Raw genomic sequence first — 17,347 nt, forward strand, 5'->3', positions numbered from 1 at the left:
CTTTCCGCCAACGACTAACAGCAGGCGTTAAACAGCGCGTTAACCGGCTGAATCCGGATTGTTACGGATTTGACGCGATTTTCGCTATGCTTGACTTCCACGCCGCCGCCGCGTCACGGTCCGGCCCGCACCAATCATGCTTAAGAATCCTTGAAGAATACCTGACATGAGCACCGGCTTTACCGTTATCCGCGACAACACGCCCGAAAGCGCAATTCCGAAGGGCGCCGTGGTCGCGATGGGAAATTTCGACGGCGTCCACCTCGGTCACCGCGCCGTGATCGGCGCGGCGCTGGCGATGGGCAAGACGCATGGCGTGCCTGCGCTCGCCGTGACCTTCGAACCGCATCCGCGCAGTTTCTTCAGCCCGAACACCCCGCAATTCCGTCTCACGGACGAGACCAACAAGCTGCGGCTGCTCGCGGCCACCGGGCTTGCCGGCGCCGTCGTGATGACCTTCGACAAGGCGCGCGCCGGCACCACCGCACAGGACTTCATTCACCACGATCTGATCGGCCGGCTCGGCATCAGCGGGATTGCGGTCGGCTACGACTTTCATTTCGGCAAGGGCCGGGTCGGCTCGCCGAGCCTCTTGGTCAGCGAAGCGCCGCGGCTCGGCATCGAGGTCGACGTGCAGGCCCATGTCGACATTGAGGAGCGGCCGGTCTCCTCCAGCGCGATCCGCATGGCGCTCGCCGAAGGCCAGGTCGACGATGCCACCACGATGCTGGGCGGGCCGTGGTTTGCGACCGGCAAGGTGATCCACGGCGAGAAGCGCGGCCGCGACCTCGGTTACCCCACGGCCAACATCCGCCTCGACAAGCATTGCGGCTTGAAGCACGGCATCTACGCAGTGCGGGTCGGCAAGGCTCACGGAAACGACAAGGTGCGGTTCAACGGCGTCGCCAGCTTCGGACGCCGCCCGACCTTCGACAACGGCGCACCGCTGCTCGAAGTCTTCCTGTTCGACTTCAAGGGCGATCTCTACGACACGGTGCTCGATGTCGCCTTCATCAGTTTCATTCGCGAAGAGCTGAAATTCGACACCATCGAGGCGTTGATACGCCAGATGGATGACGACAGCGCCAAGGCGCGCGCGGCATTGGCCGCAGCGCCGGACGCGTTCCCGCAGCTCGGAGTGATTGGTTGAAGACAGAGAAAGAGAAGATGCTGGCGGGCGAACTCTATCGCCCGGATGCCGAGCTCGCCGCCGACCATACCGCGGCGGAACATTGGATGGCGCGCTACAACGCGTCAGGCGCATCGTCCGCGGCCGAGCTGCACGCGCTGCTCTCCGCACGCTTCCGCAAGGTCGGCAAGGACGCCGTGATCCGCCCGCCGTTCTTCTGCGATTACGGCAGCAATATCAGCCTCGGCGACGGCGTGTTCCTCAACTTCAATTGCGTCATCCTCGACGTCGTCGAAGTCACGATCGGCGATCGCACCCAGATCGGACCCGCGGTGCAGATCTATACCGCCGACCATCCGCGCGACGCCGCGACCCGGCGCGCCGGGCTTGAATTCGGCCGCCCGATCCGGATCGGCAGCGACGTCTGGATCGGCGGCGGTGCCATCATCCTGCCCGGCGTCTCGATCGGCGACGGCGCCCTGGTCGGGGCCGGCAGCGTGGTGACGCGAGACGTCGCCCCCGGCGCGACCGTGGCCGGAAATCCGGCCCGGCCGCGGCAGGCCTAGGGCGGCCCGGCGGGGCCGGATTTGCCGGCGGCGGGGGCTTTGCGATTTCCCCGCTTGGCTGCTATGGAAAACCCATGTTTTCGCGGCGCATCATACGGATTAGCGGCCCGGCTTCCGCCTGAGCTTGAAGGCTCGGCGCAAGACCGGGACTTCGTCGTTTCACCCGCGATTGATCGCGTTTCCGCGCCCGCACCTGCCAAATCAGAGCTTTTATGTCCGACAAGCCGCAAAAGACCGACTCCAACGACTATTCCAAGACCCTTTACCTGCCGCAGACGGAATTCCCGATGCGCGCCGGCCTGCCCCGGCGCGAGCCGGAAATCCTGAAATACTGGAACGAGATCGGCCTCTACGACAGGCTCCGCCGGGAAGCCGAGGGCCGCGCCAAATTCGTGCTGCATGACGGCCCACCCTATGCCAACGGCAACATCCATATCGGCCACGCGCTGAACAAGATCCTCAAGGACGTCGTGACCAAGAGCCAGCAGATGCTCGGCTTCGACTCCAACTACGTGCCGGGCTGGGATTGCCACGGCCTGCCGATCGAATGGAAGATCGAGGAGGAGAACTACCGCTCCAAGGGCAAGCAGAAGCCCGACTTCCGCGACTCCTCCGCGATGGTCGCGTTCCGCAGGGAATGCCGCGCCTATGCGACGCACTGGATCAACGTGCAGCGCGAGGAGTTCAAGCGGCTCGGCATCATCGGCGACTGGGACCACCCCTACGAGACGATGAGCTATCCGGCCGAGGCGCGGATCGCCCGCGAGCTGATGAAGTTCGCCGCCAACGGCACGCTGTATCGCGGCTCCAAGCCCGTAATGTGGAGCGTGGTCGAGAAGACCGCGCTGGCCGAAGCCGAGGTCGAGTACGAGGACTACACCTCCGATACTGTGTGGGTGAAATTCCCGGTCATCGCGACGAAAAGCAGGTTCCCAGTACTGGGAATTGGCGTCTCGCCTGAGGAAGCCTCACGGCTTGCTCGAGCATGGCGGAATGCTTCGATTGTAATCTGGACGACGACTCCTTGGACATTGCCCGGAAATCGAGCAATCGCCTATTCGGGAAAGCTGTCGTACACCCTGCTCGTTCCGGGAGATCAAATAAAACGACCAAAAGACCTTGAAGCGGCGGCCAAAGACACTGGCGTCACGCCTGAGCAATACGAGACTGCGCGCCTGGAAATAAATGCTGCTAGGAAAGCGCATATCGAGAAATTTGGTCCGGGTTCTTTACTGGTGGCCTCGAATCTCAGCCTTCCATTTCAGGCAGCTGCGCGGTTTGCGCCAAACGTTTTCGATTCGTTTAACGTCGACGGTGCATTGCTGGGGCGGCTGGTTTGCGCTCATCCACTGCGAGGTATGGGCTACGATTTTGACGTACCGCTCCTGGAAGGCGACCATGTCACTGATGACGCCGGTACCGGCTTTGTGCACACCGCCCCGGGCCACGGCCGCGAGGACTTCGATGTCTGGATGGCTAATGGACGCGAGCTAGAAAACCGCGGAATCAGCACCACCATCCCCTACACTGTCGACGAGAATGGCGCCCTCACTCCGGCCGCACCAGGCTTCGAGGGAAAGCGTGTCATCAATGACAAGGGCGAGAAGGGCGATGCTAATGGGGCAGTAATAGCAGCGCTCACTGTGGCAGGAATGTTAGTCGCAAAAGGCCGCCTCAAGCACCAGTATCCGCATTCCTGGCGCTCCAAGAAGCCGGTGATCTTCCGTAACACGCCGCAATGGTTCATCGCGATGGACAAGGACATCCTCCGGCCAGTCGTGAAGCTCGGACGGCACCGAACCCTTGATAGAGAATTCTCAGCTAGCTCCACGAACCTCATGGGGCTTCAGTCTTCACCAACCGAACGCACTACGGTTGAGATGGTAGCGAAGCCGGGCGACACGCTGCGCGCCCGCGCGCTGCAGGCGATCTCGGTCACGCAATGGGTGCCGCCGGCCGGCGAGAATCGCATCAACGGCATGATCGCCAACCGCCCGGACTGGGTGATCTCGCGCCAGCGCGCCTGGGGCGTGCCGATCGCCGTGTTCGTGCGTGAGAACAGCGACGGCTCGGCCGAGATCCTGCAGGACGAGGTCGTCAACCAGCGCATCACCGAGGCGTTCATGGAGGAAGGCGCCGACGCCTGGTACATGGACGGCGCCCGCGAGCGCTTCCTCGGCAGCCGCGCGTCGGAGAACTGGAAGAAGGTCGACGACATCTGCGACGTCTGGTTCGATTCCGGCTCCACGCACGCCTTCGTGCTGGAAGACCGCCAGAACTTCCCGCAGCTCGGCAACATCGTTCGCAAGATCGATGGCGGCAATGACACCGTGATGTATCTCGAGGGTTCTGACCAGCATCGCGGCTGGTTCCACTCGTCGCTGCTGGAGAGCGCCGGCACGCGCGGCCGCGCGCCTTATGACATCGTGCTGACCCACGGCTTCACGCTCGACGAGAACGGCCGCAAGATGTCGAAGTCGCTCGGCAACACGGTCGAGCCGCAGAAGGTGATCAAGGATTCCGGCGCGGATATCCTGCGCCTGTGGGTCTGCGCCACCGACTACGCCGACGACCAGCGCATCGGCCCGGAGATCCTGAAGAACACCATCGAGACCTATCGCAAGCTGCGCAACTCGGTCCGCTGGATGCTCGGCACGCTGCATCACTTCAAGCCGAGCGAGAAGGTCTCCTTCGCCGAGATCCCCGAGCTCGAGCGGCTGATGCTGCACGAACTGGCCGGCCACACCGAGACCATCCGCAGGGCCTATGCGGCGTTCGACTACAAGACCGTGGTCGCAACGCTCGCGGCCTTCATGAACTCCGAGCTGTCGGCGTTCTACTTCGACATCCGCAAGGACACGCTGTATTGCGACCCGCCGTCCTCGGTGGCGCGCAAGGCGGCGCTGACCACGATCGACCTGCTGTGCGACGCGATCCTGAAATGGCTGGCGCCGATCCTGAGCTTCACCACCGACGAAGCCTGGCGGATGTACCGGCCGAACGCCGAGCCCTCGGTGCACCTCACGCTGTTCCCCGAAGGTCTCGAGCAGTTCCGCGACGACGCCCTCGCCGCGAAGTGGGAGACGATCCGCAACGTTCGCCGCGTCGTCACCGGTGCGCTCGAGCTCGAGCGCGCCGCCAAGCGGATCGGCTCGTCGCTCGAGGCCTCGCCGGTGATCTACATCACGGACCGCGAGATGCTGGCGACGCTGTTCGACATCGATCTCGCCGAGGTCTGCATCACCTCGAACTACGAGGTGCGCGAGGGCGAGGCGCCGGCCAATGCCTTCCGCCTCGATGCCGTGCCCGGCGTCGCCGTGGTGGTCGAGAAAGCGGTCGGCACCAAATGCGCGCGCTCGTGGAAGATCCTGCCTGATATCGGCGAGGATCCCGACTATCCCGACGTCTCGCCGCGCGACGCGCAAGCGCTGCGCGAGTGGAAGGCGCTGGGGGTCAGCATCTCCTAACTGTCCGTCGTCCCGGCGAAGGCCGGGACCCATAACCACCGCTGTCTCGAATGGACGAAGGTGATGACCCCGAGTCATTCAAACAATGCCCGGCACGGCGTATGGGTCCCGGCCTTCGCCGGGACGACACCTTTGGTGGGCTGGCAATGACCCCTCCCGTTCGCGCCGGTGTGCTGGCGGCGGTCATCACCCTGATCGCCGACCAGGCCTCCAAGCTCTGGCTGCTCTTCGTCTTCGGCATCGCCCATCGCGGCGCGGTCGAGGTGACGCCGTTCTTCGACCTGGTGCTCGCCTGGAATCCCGGCATCAGCTTCGGCTGGCTTCAGAGCGAGAGCCCGGCGGCCCAGATCCTGCTGATGGCGATCAAGGCCGCCGCCGTGATCGCGCTGGCGATCTGGATGGCGCGGTCGCGCACCTGGCTGGCGACGGTGTCGCTCGGCCTGATCATCGGCGGTGCGATCGGGAACGGGATCGACCGCTTCGCCTATGGCGCGGTGGTCGATTTTGCCCTGTTTCATGTCGAGATCGGGGGAAAAACCTTCAATTGGTACGTATTCAACCTCGCCGATGTGGCGATCGTTGCTGGCGTGGCGGCCCTATTGTATGATTCCGTCATGGGGACCCCCGCCGTAAAAGCGCCCTGATCCCGGCCGATATGAGCCGGTCGGCGGCCGACCTGCACCTAGCGGAACTGAGCGCTAAGCCAGTGATCGCTTTGGTGAATTTTGAGATGGGAATAGCGCGATGCGCAACACCAAAGTCCGCGGTTACCTGATCGAGACGTCCCGGCTGCCGCTGCTGCGCGGCCTGCGTCTGGCGTTCGTTGCGGCCGGGATCGGCCTCGTCATGACGGCCGGCCCGGTGCGTGCCGGCGACGATGAAGATGACGGCGACGACGGCCTGACCTTCGAAGAGCGGATCATCGACAATCTGATGACCGGGCTCGGCGCCAAGAGCGCCGCCAGCAAGGGCATCGACTATCGCGAGCGCTCGCCGCTGGTGGTGCCGCCGAAGCTCGACCTGCCGCCGCCTGCTAAAGCCGCCCAGGTCAACGCGCCGAACTGGCCGAAGGACCCTGACATCGCGGCGCGCAAGGCTGCGATCGCTGCGCGCAAGAAGGAAGTCAAGAAGGAGCCGTGGCAGTCAGCGGTGGCGTTGACGCCGGCCGAGATCGAGGCGGGCCGCAAGCAACAGACGGCCACCGAGGGCCGCAGGGAGCCGCTCCAGCCGGGCACCAACACCAATCCGTCGCTGATGCCGAGCCAGCTCGGCTACAGCGGTGGTCTGCTCGGCATCTTCAAGGGGAACAGCAGCGAGGCCAAGCCGTTCCCGGGCGAGCCGACGCGCGAATCCCTGACCGAGCCCCCTCCGGGCTACCAGACGCCGTCCTCGGGCTTTGACTATGGCACAGGCCCGATGAAGCCGAAGGTGAACGAGGGCCAGTACGACATCATGACCGGAAAACCGATCCAGTGACGCTTGGCCTGCTTGGGCGAAGCTTGGCCTGTTTGGGCGAAGGCTGACATGAGCAAAGCTTAATGCGGGGGGACATCCGTCTCTCCGCTTCGTGACGACTGGCACGGACTGCACCGTGTACGATGGCGTCTTTCATGCCCGGCCGTCTGTTCAGGCTTCCACAAGGACCATGATGCCCTCACGCCGATCGATTGCCCTGTTCGCTGCCGCGTTTGTTTCCACCATCCCGCTGTCGGGCACTGGCCTCCGCGCCCAGACCACCGTCACCTCGGAACGCCCTGCGAGCTTCACGCTCGACAACGGCCTGCAGGTCGTCGTGATCCCCGATCACCGCACGCCGGTCGTGACGCAGATGATCTGGTACAAGGTCGGCTCCGCCGACGAGACGCCCGGCAAATCGGGTCTCGCGCATTTCCTCGAGCATCTGATGTTCAAGGGCACCGCCAAGCACCCGGCCGGCGAGTTCTCGCAGACCGTGCTGCGCGTCGGCGGCAACGAGAACGCCTTCACCTCCAACGACTACACCGGCTATTTCCAGCGCGTGCCGCGCGAGCAGCTGCCCACCATGATGGAGTTCGAGGCCGACCGCATGACCGGCCTGATCCTGAAGGATGAGAATGTGCTGCCCGAGCGCGACGTCGTGCTCGAGGAGTTCAACATGCGGGTTGCCAACAACCCGGATGCAAGGCTCACCGAGCAGATCATGGCCGCGCTCTATCTCAACCATCCCTACGGCCGGCCGGTGATCGGCTGGCACCAGGAAATCGAGAAGCTCGACCGCGAGGATGCGCTCGCATTCTACCGCCGCTTCTACGCGCCGAACAACGCGATCCTGGTCATCGCCGGCGACGTCGACGTCAAGGACATCCGCCCGCTGGTCGAGAAGAATTTCGGCCCGATCCCGGCGCAACGTGCGATCGCCGAGAAGCGGGTCCGGCCGCAGGAGCCGACCCCGGCCGCGCCGCGCACCGTGACGCTGTCGGATCCGCGCGTCGAACAACCGAACCTGCGCCGCTACTATCTGGTGCCGTCGGCGACCACGGCGGCGGCCGGCGAGAGCCAGGCGCTCGATGTGCTGGCGCAATTGATGGGCGGCGGCGCCAACTCCTACCTCTATCGCTCGCTGGTGATCGACAAGGGCCTCGCGATCTCGGCCGGTGCCGGCTATCAGGGCACCGCGCTCGATCCGTCGCAATTCTCGATCGCGGTGACGCCCAAGGCCGGCGTCGAGTTCGCCCAGATCGAGGACGCGATCGACAAGGTGATCGCCGATCTCGCGCAGAACCCCGCGCGCGCCGAGGATCTGGAACGGGTCAAGACCCAGCTGATCGCGGAGGCGATCTACGCCCAGGACAACCAGGCGACGCTGGCGCGCTGGTATGGCGGCGCGCTCACCACCGGGCTCAGCATCGACGACATCAGGAGCTGGCCGGACCGCATTCGCGCCGTCACCGCCGAACAGGTGCGCGCTGCTGCGGCGACCTGGCTCGACAAGAAGCGGTCGGTGACCGGCTATCTGATCAAGGATACTGCGCCGAAACGCGAGGAGAAGCGCTCGTGAGCTATTCCATCACCCGACGTGCGGCGCTGATCGGCGGCGCCTGCGCCGCGATGCTGACGCTGACGTCAGTGCCCTCGCAGGCCGCGGCCAAGATCCAGCGGCTGGTGTCGCCCGGCGGCATCGAGGCGTGGTTCGTGCAGGACGCCACCGTGCCGCTGATCGCGATGGAGTATTCCTTCGGCGGCGGCGCCGGCCAGGATCCGCCCGGCAAGCCCGGCGTCGGCAATCTGGTCGCCGACCTGCTCGACGAGGGCTCCGGCGATCTCGATTCCAAGACCTATCATGAGCGGCTCGAGCGCCGCGCCATCGAGCTCAGTTTCCAGTCCAACCGCGATCAGTTCCGCGGCTCGCTGCGCATGCTCAAGGACAACAAGGACGAAGCCTACGACCTGCTGCGGATGGCGCTGACCTCGCCGCGGTTCGAGCCCAAGGACGTCGAACGCATCCGCGCCCAGGTGATCTCGAACCTGCGCCGCGAATCGACCAATCCGTCCTCGCTGTCCGGCCGCAAGTTCCTCGAGCTCGCCTTCGGCGATCACCCCTATGCCAGGGCGGCGACCGGCACGCTCGAGAGCGTGCCGACCGTCGAGATTGCCGATCTGAAGGACTATGTCCGCCGCATCATCGCCAAGGACACGCTGCGCATCGCCGTGGTCGGCGACGTCGATCCCGATACGCTCGGCAAGCTGCTGGACAAGACCTTCGGCGGCCTGCCGGCCAAGGCCGAATTGACAGCGATCCCCGACGTCGTGGCGACCAAGCCGCCGCAGCGTGCCTTCGTCCCGCTCGACGTGCCGCAGACCGTCGTCACCTTCGGCGGCCCCGGCATCAACAGGCACGACCCGGATTTCATGGCCGGCTATGTGGTGAACCACATTCTCGGCGGCGGCGGGCTGTCGTCGCGGCTCTACAAGGAAGTGCGCGAGAAGCGCGGGCTGGCCTATTCGATCTATGAGGCGCTGCTCTGGATGGACCACTCCGCGCTGTTCATCGGCAACACCGGCACCCGCGCCGACCGCGCCGGCGAGACCGTCGATGCGATCGAGGCCGAGATCCGCCGCATCGCGGAGCAAGGTCCGACGCAGCAGGAGCTCGACGAGGCGAAGTCCTATCTGAAGGGCTCGCAGATGCTGGCGCTCGACACCTCCTCCAAGCTCGCGCAGGCGATGCTGCAATACCAGCTCGACAAGCTGCCGATCGATTACATCGAGAAGCGCAGCGCCATCGTCGATGCGGTGACGCTCGACGACGTCAAGCGGGTCTCCAAGCGGCTGTGGGGCAACGGCCTGCTCACCGTGATCGTCGGCCGCGCCCCGCAAGCCGCCGCGCAGCCGGCATCGGCGCCGCCGAAGGCGAACTGACGCGGTTCGGCGCGCGTAGCTCCTTCATACACACCACCGTTGTGGCCACCCCTCTCCCCAACCCTCCCCCACAAGGGGGAGGGTTGGGGGAGAGGGGTGAGCCAGGGGCTCCGACCGCAGACGTCACAAGCGCTGCATCAACGCCGCCCAAGCACACCCACCGCAAACCCGCTATCCTGCGGCCGCCGATTCTTCCCTCCACGGTGATGTCATGCTGCGGCTGTCCCGCGACCTTACGATCGACGAGAACGACATTGAGATCGTCTTTGTCCGTGCCTCCGGTCCGGGCGGGCAGAATGTCAACAAGGTCTCGACCGCGGCCCAGCTTCGCTTCGACACGACCAAGATCGCGCTGCCGCCGGACGCGGCGCAGCGGCTGGCGCGGCTTGCCGGCAGCCGCATGACCAAGGACGGCGTGATCGTGATCCAGGCCTTCCGCTTCCGCACCCAGGAGCGCAATCGCGCCGACGCGATCGAGCGGCTGTTCGAGATGCTGAAGGAGGCGATGGTGCGGCCGACACCGCGGCGGCCGACCAGGCCGACGCTCGGCTCCAAGAAGCGCCGGCTCGAAGGCAAGAAACGCCGCAGCGACATCAAGGCCGGCCGCGGCAGTCAACGTTTCGACGACTAGAGCGTTTTCGAGCGAAGTGGATACCCGGTTCGCGTGAAGAAAACGCGTCAAAACTAGAATCTAGAGCACCGGACGCAGCGCACGCGCGGCGCTGCATCCGGGATCCGATCATCGTGGATCAGTACTTCTTGGTTGCGGGCGCCATCTCGGAACCGCCGCTCGACTTCGGTGTCGCGTGGCCGCTGCCGACCGTTCCCTTGTTGCCCGACTTGGCGCTGGTGCCGCTCTTTGGCGTCGGCGAAGTCGGCTGCGCCGCCATTTCCTCATCGCCGCTGCCGGACATGCCGCCGCCCTGCTGCACGGACCCTCGGCCCTGTGCGCCGCCGCGAAGCTGGGTATCCGGCGTAGCCGCGCCCTGCGCCAGGACGGGACCGGCGATTGCGGCCGAGATGGCAAGGGCGAGCACGCTGGTTTTTGCAAACGTCATCCATTTCTCCAGGACTTGATTGACGATGGACGGAGCGGCGCAGGTGTGCGCCGTTTGCAGCGCCGACCCTGAACCCCATCGTGCGAGATTGAATTTTCCGCAAACGGCGCACGCGCAATGCAAGCGGCGGCGTGTGGTCATCGTGCAGGGATTTCGCGGTCATTTTGCGGATTTGTCGTCCGCATATGCGGCAGCCATCGGTTCCGCGCCAGAACACCGCCCAGCTTTGTTCTGCTGTTTTGTTCTGCCGTGAAACAGCCCGCTACTACCAACGGCCGAATTCAGCCTCTTACAGTCACTGCACAGGGGCGGTGATGTATATGACAAAGCTGGGCGCGAGGTTGACGTTGGCGCTGGGATTTTGCGGCGCGATGTTTGCAGTGCAAATGACGGCTGCACAAATGCCGCTGCCTGCCGCCAAGCCGCCCGATGGGGCGACGCTGTTCAAGCAGCAATGCGCGACCTGCCATACCACCAACACCTCGGACCCGGTCCGGCAAGGGCCGTCGCTCTACAAGATCGTCGGCCGCCATGCCGGCCAGGCTGACGGCTTCAAATATTCCGGGGGCTTCGCCAAGGCGGATTTCGTCTGGGACGATGCCAGGCTCGATGCCTGGCTGACCGATCCACAACAGGTGATCCCCGGCGCCGTGATGGCCTACCGGCAGGCCAAACCGGAAACCCGCGCCATGATCATCGCCTATCTGAAGGAGCTGAACTGAATGGCGAAACCCGTGCATTCGATGATCCGCGTGTTCGACGAGGCCAAGGCGCTCGACTTCTATCACCGCGCGTTCGGGCTCGAGATCGCGGACAATCTGAGATTTGGCGATTTCGCGCTGATCTATCTGCGCCATCCCTCCTCGCCGTTCGAGGTCGAGCTCACCGTCAACTTCGACCGCAAGGAACCCTACACGCTCGGCGACGGCTACGGCCACCTCGCCGTCATCGTCGATGACGTCGATGCCGAACACGCGCGCTTCGAGAACGAGCAACTGTCGCCCGGGCCGCTGCGCGACTTCAAGCATGACGGCAAGACGCTGGCGCGCTTCTTCTTCGTCTCGGATCCCGACGGCTACAAGATCGAGGTGATCCAGCGCGGGGGGCGCTTCGGCTAATCCAATTACAAAAAATGTCCACGGAGGAAACCCATGAGAGAAATCGATCGACGCAGCAAATATGACCGGCGTGTGTTTCTCAAAGGCGCGGCCGTCACCGCGCCCGCAGTCGCGATCGCGACATCCACGGGGCTCGGCATCACCGATGCGTGGGCCGACGAGGCCGGCACGCTGACGCCGGCCACGATGAAGACGCTGCTGAAGGTGGCGCGCGACATCTATCCGCACGATTTCCTCGGCGACAGCTACTACATCACCGCAGTGAAGCCGTGGGACGACAAGGCCGCCAAGGATCCGGCGGTCAAATCGCTGATCAATGAGGGCATCGCCCGGCTCGATCAGGCGGCCAACGATCGCCACAAGATGCCTTATGTCCAGGTCGCCTGGGAGAACGATCGCGTCGCGCTGCTGCAGCAGATCGAGCAGAGCGCGTTCTTCCAGAAGATCCGCGGCGACCTCATCGTCTCGCTCTACAACAACAAGGAGGTCTGGCCGCGGTTCGGCTACGAGGGCTCCTCCGCCGAGCATGGCGGCTACATCAAGCGCGGCTTCGCCGACATCGACTGGCTGCCGAAGGCTTGAACGGACAACGTCAAGGAGGAAACAATGGCAAAATTCGATCTGAATGACAGCGGCGTTGTCGTGATCGTCGGCTCCGGTGCCGGCGGCGGAACGCTCGGCAATGAACTGGCGCAGAAGGGCGTCAAGGTCGTGATCCTGGAAGCCGGACCGCGCATCGAGAACCAGGACTTCATCAACGATGAATGGGACAGCTTCACGCAGCTGGCCTGGTCCGACGCGCGCTCGACGTCGGGCAGTTGGCGCGTCCACCAGGATTTTCCGGGCCTGCCGGCCTGGATCGTGAAGGCGGTCGGCGGCTCGACCACGCATTGGGCCGGCGCCTCGCTGCGTTTCGACGAGCATGAGTTCAAGGTCAAGTCGGCCTATGGCGGCATCCCCGGCGCCAACCTGCTGGACTGGCCGATCACGCTCGCCGAGATGGAGCCGTGGTACGCCAAGGCCGAGGACAAGATGGGCGTCACCCGTACCAACGGCATTCCCGGGCTTCCCGGCAACAACAACTTCAAGGTGATGGAGGCCGGCGCAAAGAAGCTCGGCTACAAGGAGGTGCACACCGGGCGGATGGCGATCAACAGCGAGCCGCGCGACGGCCGCGGCTCCTGCCAGCAGATCGGCTTCTGTTTCCAGGGCTGCAAGTCGGGCGCCAAATGGTCGACGCTCTACACCGAGATCCCCAAGGGCGAAGCCACCGGCAATCTCGAAGTGCGTCCCGGCAGCATGGTGATCAAGATCGAGCACGACCCGTCCGGCAAGGTGACCGGCGTGGTCTATGCCGATGCGACCGGCGCGATGCAGCGTCAGAAGGCCCGCGTGGTTGCGGTCGCCGGCAACTCGATCGAGAGCCCGCGGCTACTGCTCAACAGTGCCTCCAGCATGTTCCCGGACGGGCTCGCCAATTCATCGGGCCAGGTCGGCCGCAACTACATGCGGCACATGACCGGCAGCGTGTATGCGAGCTTCGAGAAATCCGTGCACATGTATCGCGGCACCACGATGGCCGGCATCATCCGCGACGAGGCCAAGAACAATCCGAACCGTGGCTTCGTCGGCGGCTACGAGATGGAGACGCTGTCGCTCGGCCTGCCCTTCATGGCGGCGTTCCTCAATCCCGGCGCCTGGGGCCGCAGCTTCACCAGCGCGATCGAGGGCTATCCGCGGATGGCCGGCATGTGGCTGGTCGGCGAGGACATGCCGCAGGAGACCAACCGCATCACGCTGGATCCGAAGATCAAGGACAAGTTCGGCATGGCGGTCGCGAGCGTGCATTTCGACGATCATCCGAACGACGTCGCGATGCGCGATCACGCCTACAAGCAGGGCTCCGCGGTCTATGAGGCGGTCGGCGCCACCGTGACCTATCCGACGCCGCCCTATCCCTCGACCCACAATATGGGCACCAACCGGATGAGCGAGAAGCCGCGCGACGGCGTGGTCAACAAGTTCGGCCAGAGCCACGACATCAAGAACCTGTTCGTCTCCGACGGCAGCCAGTTCACATCAGGCGCGGCGTGCAATCCGACGCTGACGATCGTATCGCTGGCGATCCGGCAGGCCGACCACATCGCCGGCGCGATGCAGCGCAAGGAGATCTAGAGCGTTTTCGAGCGAAGTGGGCACCGGTTCGCGTGAAGAAAACGCGTCGAAGCAAGAAGCTGGAGCTTCGGTTCTGATTCAACAGAACCGAAGCTCTAGCAAGAAAATCCAATTCCCCTCTCACTGAAGCGGCCTTGCCCAACTGGACAAGGCCGCTTTTCTTCCTGTGTGATGGGTTGGCGCGACGCTATTCCGCGGCGTCCATGATCGCCGCCGTCTCGCGATAATCCGAAACGACCGCCGGCGCATTCGCCCTGGCGCGGTAGATCAGGCAAGAGCAGCGCAGCAGCGACGCGAAATTGTTCACCTCGCCATGATGGTCGAGCACTTCGTTATGCAAGGTGGTGAGGAACTTGGCCAGGCTCATGCCTTCCTTGGCCGCGATCTCCTCCAGCGTATCCCAGAACGACATTTCCAGCCGAATCGAGGTGCAATGGCCGTCGATCCGCAGCGATCGGGTCTGCGATTCATAGTCACGCTGCGGCTGGTGCGCGAAAAGATGGCACATGGCGTTCCTCCGGCGAGAACTTATAATTTTTCTAAACGATATACCTGTGCGTGCGGCCCCACAATCGCGACGTAGGGCGTAACGGGCCGGGCGCCGAAGACGAGCGTCTTCAAGGCGATAGGCCGGAATCATCCCCAACGCGCAGCCGATGGCCGCAGCGCTCCCATGCATTTACCGGGGCGGTGACTTATAGTAACGGCAAGCCTCGAATCGCTTTTTCCAACGTTCAATCCATGCCCGTCCGCCAGCTTCCCGAACAGCTCGTCAACCGCATCGCCGCCGGCGAAGTGGTCGAACGTCCTGCGAGCGTGGTCAAGGAACTGGTCGAGAACGCGATCGACGCCGGCGCGAGCCGGATCGATGTTTTCACCGATGGCGGCGGGCGGCGCCGGATCGGCATCACCGACGACGGCGGCGGCATGACGCGCACCGATCTCGCGCTCGCGGTCGACCGCCACGCCACCTCCAAGCTCGACGACGAAGACCTCTTGCGCATCCGCACGCTCGGGTTCCGCGGCGAGGCGCTGCCGTCGATCGGTGCCGTTGCAAAGCTCGGCATCACCACGCGTCATGCCAGCGAGCCGCATGCCTGGTCGCTGTCGGTCGAAGGCGGCGAGAAGTCGGAGGTCATGCCGGCCGCGCTCGGCCAGGGTACCCGTGTCGAGGTCAACGAACTGTTCTACGCAACGCCGGCACGGCTGAAATTCCTCAAGACCGATCGCACCGAGGCGGAGGCGATCCGCGAGGTGGTGCGGCGCCTCGGTATGGCGCGGCCCGACATCGCCTTCACCTTGGCCGGCGAAGAGCGCGCGCCGGTGACCTGGGCTGCTGCGCTGCCCGGCGCGGCCGGCCGGCTGACGCGGCTCGGCGATATCCTGGGCGCGGACTTTCGTAGCTCGGCGATCGAGGTGCGGGCCGAACGCGAGGGCGTCGTGGTCGAGGGCTTTGCCGCCGCCCCCTCGCTGACCCGCGCCAATGCGCTCGGGCAGTACCTGTTCGTCAACGGCCGCCCGGTGCGCGACAAGCTGATCCTCGGCGCCGTGCGCGCGGCCTATTCCGACTATCTGCCGCGCGACCGCCATCCCGTCGTGGCGCTGTTCGTGACCTGCGACCCGCAAGAGGTCGACGCCAATGTGCATCCGGCCAAGACCGAGGTGCGCTTCCGCAACGCCGGTCTGGTGCGCGCGCTGATCGTGCACGCGCTGAAGGAGGGCCTCGCGCGCGAGGGCAGACGCACCGCGGCCAACACCGCCGACGGCGCGACGCTCTCCGCGTTCCGCCCCGCCTTCACGTCACCACGCCCGGGCAATTGGGACTGGCGCAGCTCGCCGTCCTATCCGGCTGGTCCAATGCGCGCTTTCGACGGCGCGGCGGCGCCCGCTTTCGCCGAGCCCGGACAGGCCGCCTTCGACGTCGGCGCGCCGACCGCCGATGTCCGCTTCGAGGCTGCGCCCGCGCCCGACATGCTCGACCGGCCGCTCGGCGCCGCGCGCACCCAGATCCACGAGACCTACATCGTCTCGCAGACCCGCGATGGCCTGATCGTGGTGGACCAGCACGCCGCGCATGAGCGGATTGTCTACGAGAGGCTGAAGGCCTCGCTGGCGAAGAACGGCGTGCAGCGGCAGATCCTCTTGATCCCGGAAATCGTCGAGCTCGATGAGGCGACCGTCGAAAAACTGCTCGATCGCGCCGAGGAGCTGGCGTCGTTCGGGCTCGCGATCGAGTCCTTCGGTCCCGGCGCGGTCGCTGTGCGCGAGACGCCCTCGCTGCTCGGCAAGGCCAATGCCGCCGGGCTGCTGCGCGACCTCGCCGAGCACATGGCCGAGTGGGACGAAGCGCTGCCGCTGGAGCGCCGGCTGATGCACGTCGCCGCCACCATGGCCTGCCACGGCTCGGTCCGCGCCGGGAGACGCCTCAAGCCGGAAGAGATGAACGCGCTGCTGCGCGAGATGGAAGACACGCCGAACTCCGGACAGTGCAACCACGGCCGGCCGACCTATGTCGAGTTGAAGCTGAGCGATATCGAGAAGCTGTTCGGGCGGCGGTGAGGCAACTGTCATCGCCCGGCTTGACCGGGCGATCTAGTACGCCGCGGCTGTTGTGATCGAACGAGAGGCCTCAGCGTACTGGATCACCCGCATGCGCGGGTGATGACAGCAGAACAAGTGGCAATGTCACGCATCGCGATGGAACACGAACTCGGTGTCGCCATAGCCGCAGGATGGGTTTCGCTTCGCTCTACCCATCCTACGAATTCATGCGGGCGAACACGTCCCGCGCGGTACGAAGCTGCGCGATCCATTCGTCACCGTCCTTGAAGCCGTCCGCCGCGATCCGCGTACAGACCTGATCGAGATCATCGCCTTCGGCAGCGCGCTTGCCGACCTGCCGCACGATCGCGGCATAGCCATCCACCAGCAGCACGAGACCGGGCGCGTTCGCCGCGCCATACCGTCCGCGCGCATCACCAAACAGCCGGGACGCGTCGTCGTACCGACCAAGCGCCAGGTCAAAGGCCCCGACCAGCCAGACGCCCGTTGCCACGCGCAGTGGCCCTAGCTCGAGCCTCTCGACAAGGCGCAGCGAGCGCTCTGCAAGCTCGCGCGCGGCCAGCAGATTGTCCTGATTGATCGGCTTGTCGGAAACACTCCAGCCCGGCCAGCAATCGGCCGCCGCGTTGAACGTCCACCGCTGAACCATCATGAGCGCTTCACGCGCGTCACCATCCTGCGCGCCGCGACCGCGCTCGATCTGGTCGGCGGCATCGCGCGCGGCCGCAAGCAGCGCCGCGTCATCACCCCCGCCGCGCAACGCCTTGACGCGGGTCTCAAGCTGGCCGGCCAGCCCGGCAAGAGTGTCGGCCATGGTTCGCGCTCCGCAAGCGATGTTGAATCAGTGTTGGAGTAAAGAAGGCGCAACCAGCAT

General features: G+C 64.9%; 16 protein-coding genes. 13 read left to right on the plus strand and 3 right to left on the minus strand.

The annotated features are described in order from the left end of the window. Window positions 1-166: 166 nt before the first annotated feature. From ACVIGA_RS13505 to arfB, 8 genes are all read left to right on the plus strand, one after another. Entirely contained in the window at window positions 167-1,150 is a 984-nt protein-coding gene (locus ACVIGA_RS13505; protein ID WP_375776919.1) for a bifunctional riboflavin kinase/FAD synthetase, read from the plus strand. Window positions 1,151-1,167: 17 nt separating this feature from the next. Further along, window positions 1,168-1,695 (plus strand): sugar O-acetyltransferase, encoded by a 528-nt coding sequence (locus ACVIGA_RS13510; protein WP_456670802.1) that lies wholly within the window; start codon window positions 1,168-1,170, stop codon window positions 1,693-1,695. A gap of 212 nt (window positions 1,696-1,907) precedes the next feature. Then, entirely contained in the window at window positions 1,908-5,162 is a 3,255-nt protein-coding gene (gene ileS / locus ACVIGA_RS13515; protein ID WP_456666767.1) for an isoleucine--tRNA ligase, read from the plus strand. A 146-nt stretch (window positions 5,163-5,308) separates the two neighbouring features. Beyond that, entirely contained in the window at window positions 5,309-5,806 is a 498-nt protein-coding gene (gene lspA / locus ACVIGA_RS13520; protein WP_456666768.1) for a signal peptidase II, read from the plus strand. Window positions 5,807-5,906: 100 nt separating this feature from the next. Next, the gene (locus ACVIGA_RS13525) at window positions 5,907-6,638 is read left to right on the plus strand and encodes a hypothetical protein (protein WP_456666769.1); all 732 of its coding nucleotides are present in this window, start codon (window positions 5,907-5,909) and stop codon (window positions 6,636-6,638) included. Window positions 6,639-6,807: 169 nt separating this feature from the next. Then, the gene (locus ACVIGA_RS13530) at window positions 6,808-8,199 is read left to right on the plus strand and encodes a M16 family metallopeptidase (RefSeq protein WP_375776921.1); all 1,392 of its coding nucleotides are present in this window, start codon (window positions 6,808-6,810) and stop codon (window positions 8,197-8,199) included. A gap of 50 nt (window positions 8,200-8,249) precedes the next feature. Continuing rightward, complete coding sequence (locus ACVIGA_RS13535; protein ID WP_456670803.1) at window positions 8,250-9,560, plus strand: M16 family metallopeptidase; 1,311 nt, start codon at window positions 8,250-8,252, stop codon at window positions 9,558-9,560. Between the two features lie 211 nt (window positions 9,561-9,771). Continuing rightward, complete coding sequence (gene arfB, locus ACVIGA_RS13540; RefSeq protein ID WP_375776922.1) at window positions 9,772-10,191, plus strand: alternative ribosome rescue aminoacyl-tRNA hydrolase ArfB; 420 nt, start codon at window positions 9,772-9,774, stop codon at window positions 10,189-10,191. A 118-nt stretch (window positions 10,192-10,309) separates the two neighbouring features. On the opposite strand, the gene ACVIGA_RS13545 is transcribed toward arfB, so the two are convergent. Then, a complete protein-coding gene (locus ACVIGA_RS13545) occupies window positions 10,310-10,618 on the minus strand; it encodes a hypothetical protein (RefSeq protein ID WP_223967169.1) in 309 nt (102 codons plus the stop codon). A 401-nt stretch (window positions 10,619-11,019) separates the two neighbouring features. Between ACVIGA_RS13545 and ACVIGA_RS13550 the strand changes: the two genes are divergently transcribed. The 4 genes from ACVIGA_RS13550 to ACVIGA_RS13565 are packed head-to-tail and all read left to right on the plus strand — an operon-like array spanning window position 11,020 to window position 13,911. Further along, a complete protein-coding gene (locus tag ACVIGA_RS13550) occupies window positions 11,020-11,340 on the plus strand; it encodes a c-type cytochrome (protein ID WP_456670804.1) in 321 nt (106 codons plus the stop codon). After that, window positions 11,341-11,736 (plus strand): VOC family protein, encoded by a 396-nt coding sequence (locus ACVIGA_RS13555; protein ID WP_456666770.1) that lies wholly within the window; start codon window positions 11,341-11,343, stop codon window positions 11,734-11,736. A gap of 33 nt (window positions 11,737-11,769) precedes the next feature. After that, the gene (locus ACVIGA_RS13560; protein ID WP_173638546.1) at window positions 11,770-12,318 is read left to right on the plus strand and encodes a gluconate 2-dehydrogenase subunit 3 family protein; all 549 of its coding nucleotides are present in this window, start codon (window positions 11,770-11,772) and stop codon (window positions 12,316-12,318) included. Between the two features lie 24 nt (window positions 12,319-12,342). Further along, entirely contained in the window at window positions 12,343-13,911 is a 1,569-nt protein-coding gene (locus tag ACVIGA_RS13565; protein ID WP_456666771.1) for a GMC family oxidoreductase, read from the plus strand. 187 nt (window positions 13,912-14,098) lie between these two features. Here the strand turns inward: ACVIGA_RS13565 and ACVIGA_RS13570 are convergent, their stop codons facing one another. Further along, window positions 14,099-14,419 carry a ribbon-helix-helix domain-containing protein gene (locus tag ACVIGA_RS13570; protein ID WP_342709403.1) on the minus strand — a complete coding sequence of 107 codons (321 nt, stop codon included), beginning with the start codon at window positions 14,417-14,419 and terminating at the stop codon, window positions 14,099-14,101. 233 nt (window positions 14,420-14,652) lie between these two features. Between ACVIGA_RS13570 and mutL the strand changes: the two genes are divergently transcribed. After that, on the plus strand, window positions 14,653-16,470 hold the full coding sequence (gene mutL / locus ACVIGA_RS13575; protein ID WP_456666772.1) for a DNA mismatch repair endonuclease MutL: 1,818 nt from the start codon (window positions 14,653-14,655) through the stop codon (window positions 16,468-16,470). A 199-nt stretch (window positions 16,471-16,669) separates the two neighbouring features. Here the strand turns inward: mutL and ACVIGA_RS13580 are convergent, their stop codons facing one another. After that, window positions 16,670-17,287 (minus strand): hypothetical protein, encoded by a 618-nt coding sequence (locus ACVIGA_RS13580; RefSeq protein WP_456666773.1) that lies wholly within the window; start codon window positions 17,285-17,287, stop codon window positions 16,670-16,672. Window positions 17,288-17,347: the final 60 nt, after the last annotated feature.

The organism is Bradyrhizobium sp. USDA 3240, assembly GCF_054063295.1.

Excerpts from the sequence above, each read along its gene's own strand:
- ACVIGA_RS13505 (WP_375776919.1), top strand. The coding sequence starts at position 167 with ATGAGCACCGGCTTTACCGTTATCCGCGACAACACGCCCGAAAGCGCA.
- ACVIGA_RS13510 (WP_456670802.1), top strand. The coding sequence starts at position 1,168 with ATGCTGGCGGGCGAACTCTATCGCCCGGATGCCGAGCTCGCCGCCGAC.
- ileS (WP_456666767.1), top strand. The coding sequence starts at position 1,908 with ATGTCCGACAAGCCGCAAAAGACCGACTCCAACGACTATTCCAAGACC.
- lspA (WP_456666768.1), top strand. The coding sequence starts at position 5,309 with ATGACCCCTCCCGTTCGCGCCGGTGTGCTGGCGGCGGTCATCACCCTG.
- ACVIGA_RS13525 (WP_456666769.1), top strand. The coding sequence starts at position 5,907 with ATGCGCAACACCAAAGTCCGCGGTTACCTGATCGAGACGTCCCGGCTG.
- ACVIGA_RS13530 (WP_375776921.1), top strand. The coding sequence starts at position 6,808 with ATGATGCCCTCACGCCGATCGATTGCCCTGTTCGCTGCCGCGTTTGTT.
- ACVIGA_RS13535 (WP_456670803.1), top strand. The coding sequence starts at position 8,250 with ATGCTGACGCTGACGTCAGTGCCCTCGCAGGCCGCGGCCAAGATCCAG.
- arfB (WP_375776922.1), top strand. The coding sequence starts at position 9,772 with ATGCTGCGGCTGTCCCGCGACCTTACGATCGACGAGAACGACATTGAG.
- ACVIGA_RS13545 (WP_223967169.1), bottom strand. The coding sequence starts at position 10,618 with ATGACGTTTGCAAAAACCAGCGTGCTCGCCCTTGCCATCTCGGCCGCA.
- ACVIGA_RS13550 (WP_456670804.1), top strand. The coding sequence starts at position 11,020 with ATGCCGCTGCCTGCCGCCAAGCCGCCCGATGGGGCGACGCTGTTCAAG.
- ACVIGA_RS13555 (WP_456666770.1), top strand. The coding sequence starts at position 11,341 with ATGGCGAAACCCGTGCATTCGATGATCCGCGTGTTCGACGAGGCCAAG.
- ACVIGA_RS13560 (WP_173638546.1), top strand. The coding sequence starts at position 11,770 with ATGAGAGAAATCGATCGACGCAGCAAATATGACCGGCGTGTGTTTCTC.
- ACVIGA_RS13565 (WP_456666771.1), top strand. The coding sequence starts at position 12,343 with ATGGCAAAATTCGATCTGAATGACAGCGGCGTTGTCGTGATCGTCGGC.
- ACVIGA_RS13570 (WP_342709403.1), bottom strand. The coding sequence starts at position 14,419 with ATGTGCCATCTTTTCGCGCACCAGCCGCAGCGTGACTATGAATCGCAG.
- mutL (WP_456666772.1), top strand. The coding sequence starts at position 14,653 with ATGCCCGTCCGCCAGCTTCCCGAACAGCTCGTCAACCGCATCGCCGCC.
- ACVIGA_RS13580 (WP_456666773.1), bottom strand. The coding sequence starts at position 17,287 with ATGGCCGACACTCTTGCCGGGCTGGCCGGCCAGCTTGAGACCCGCGTC.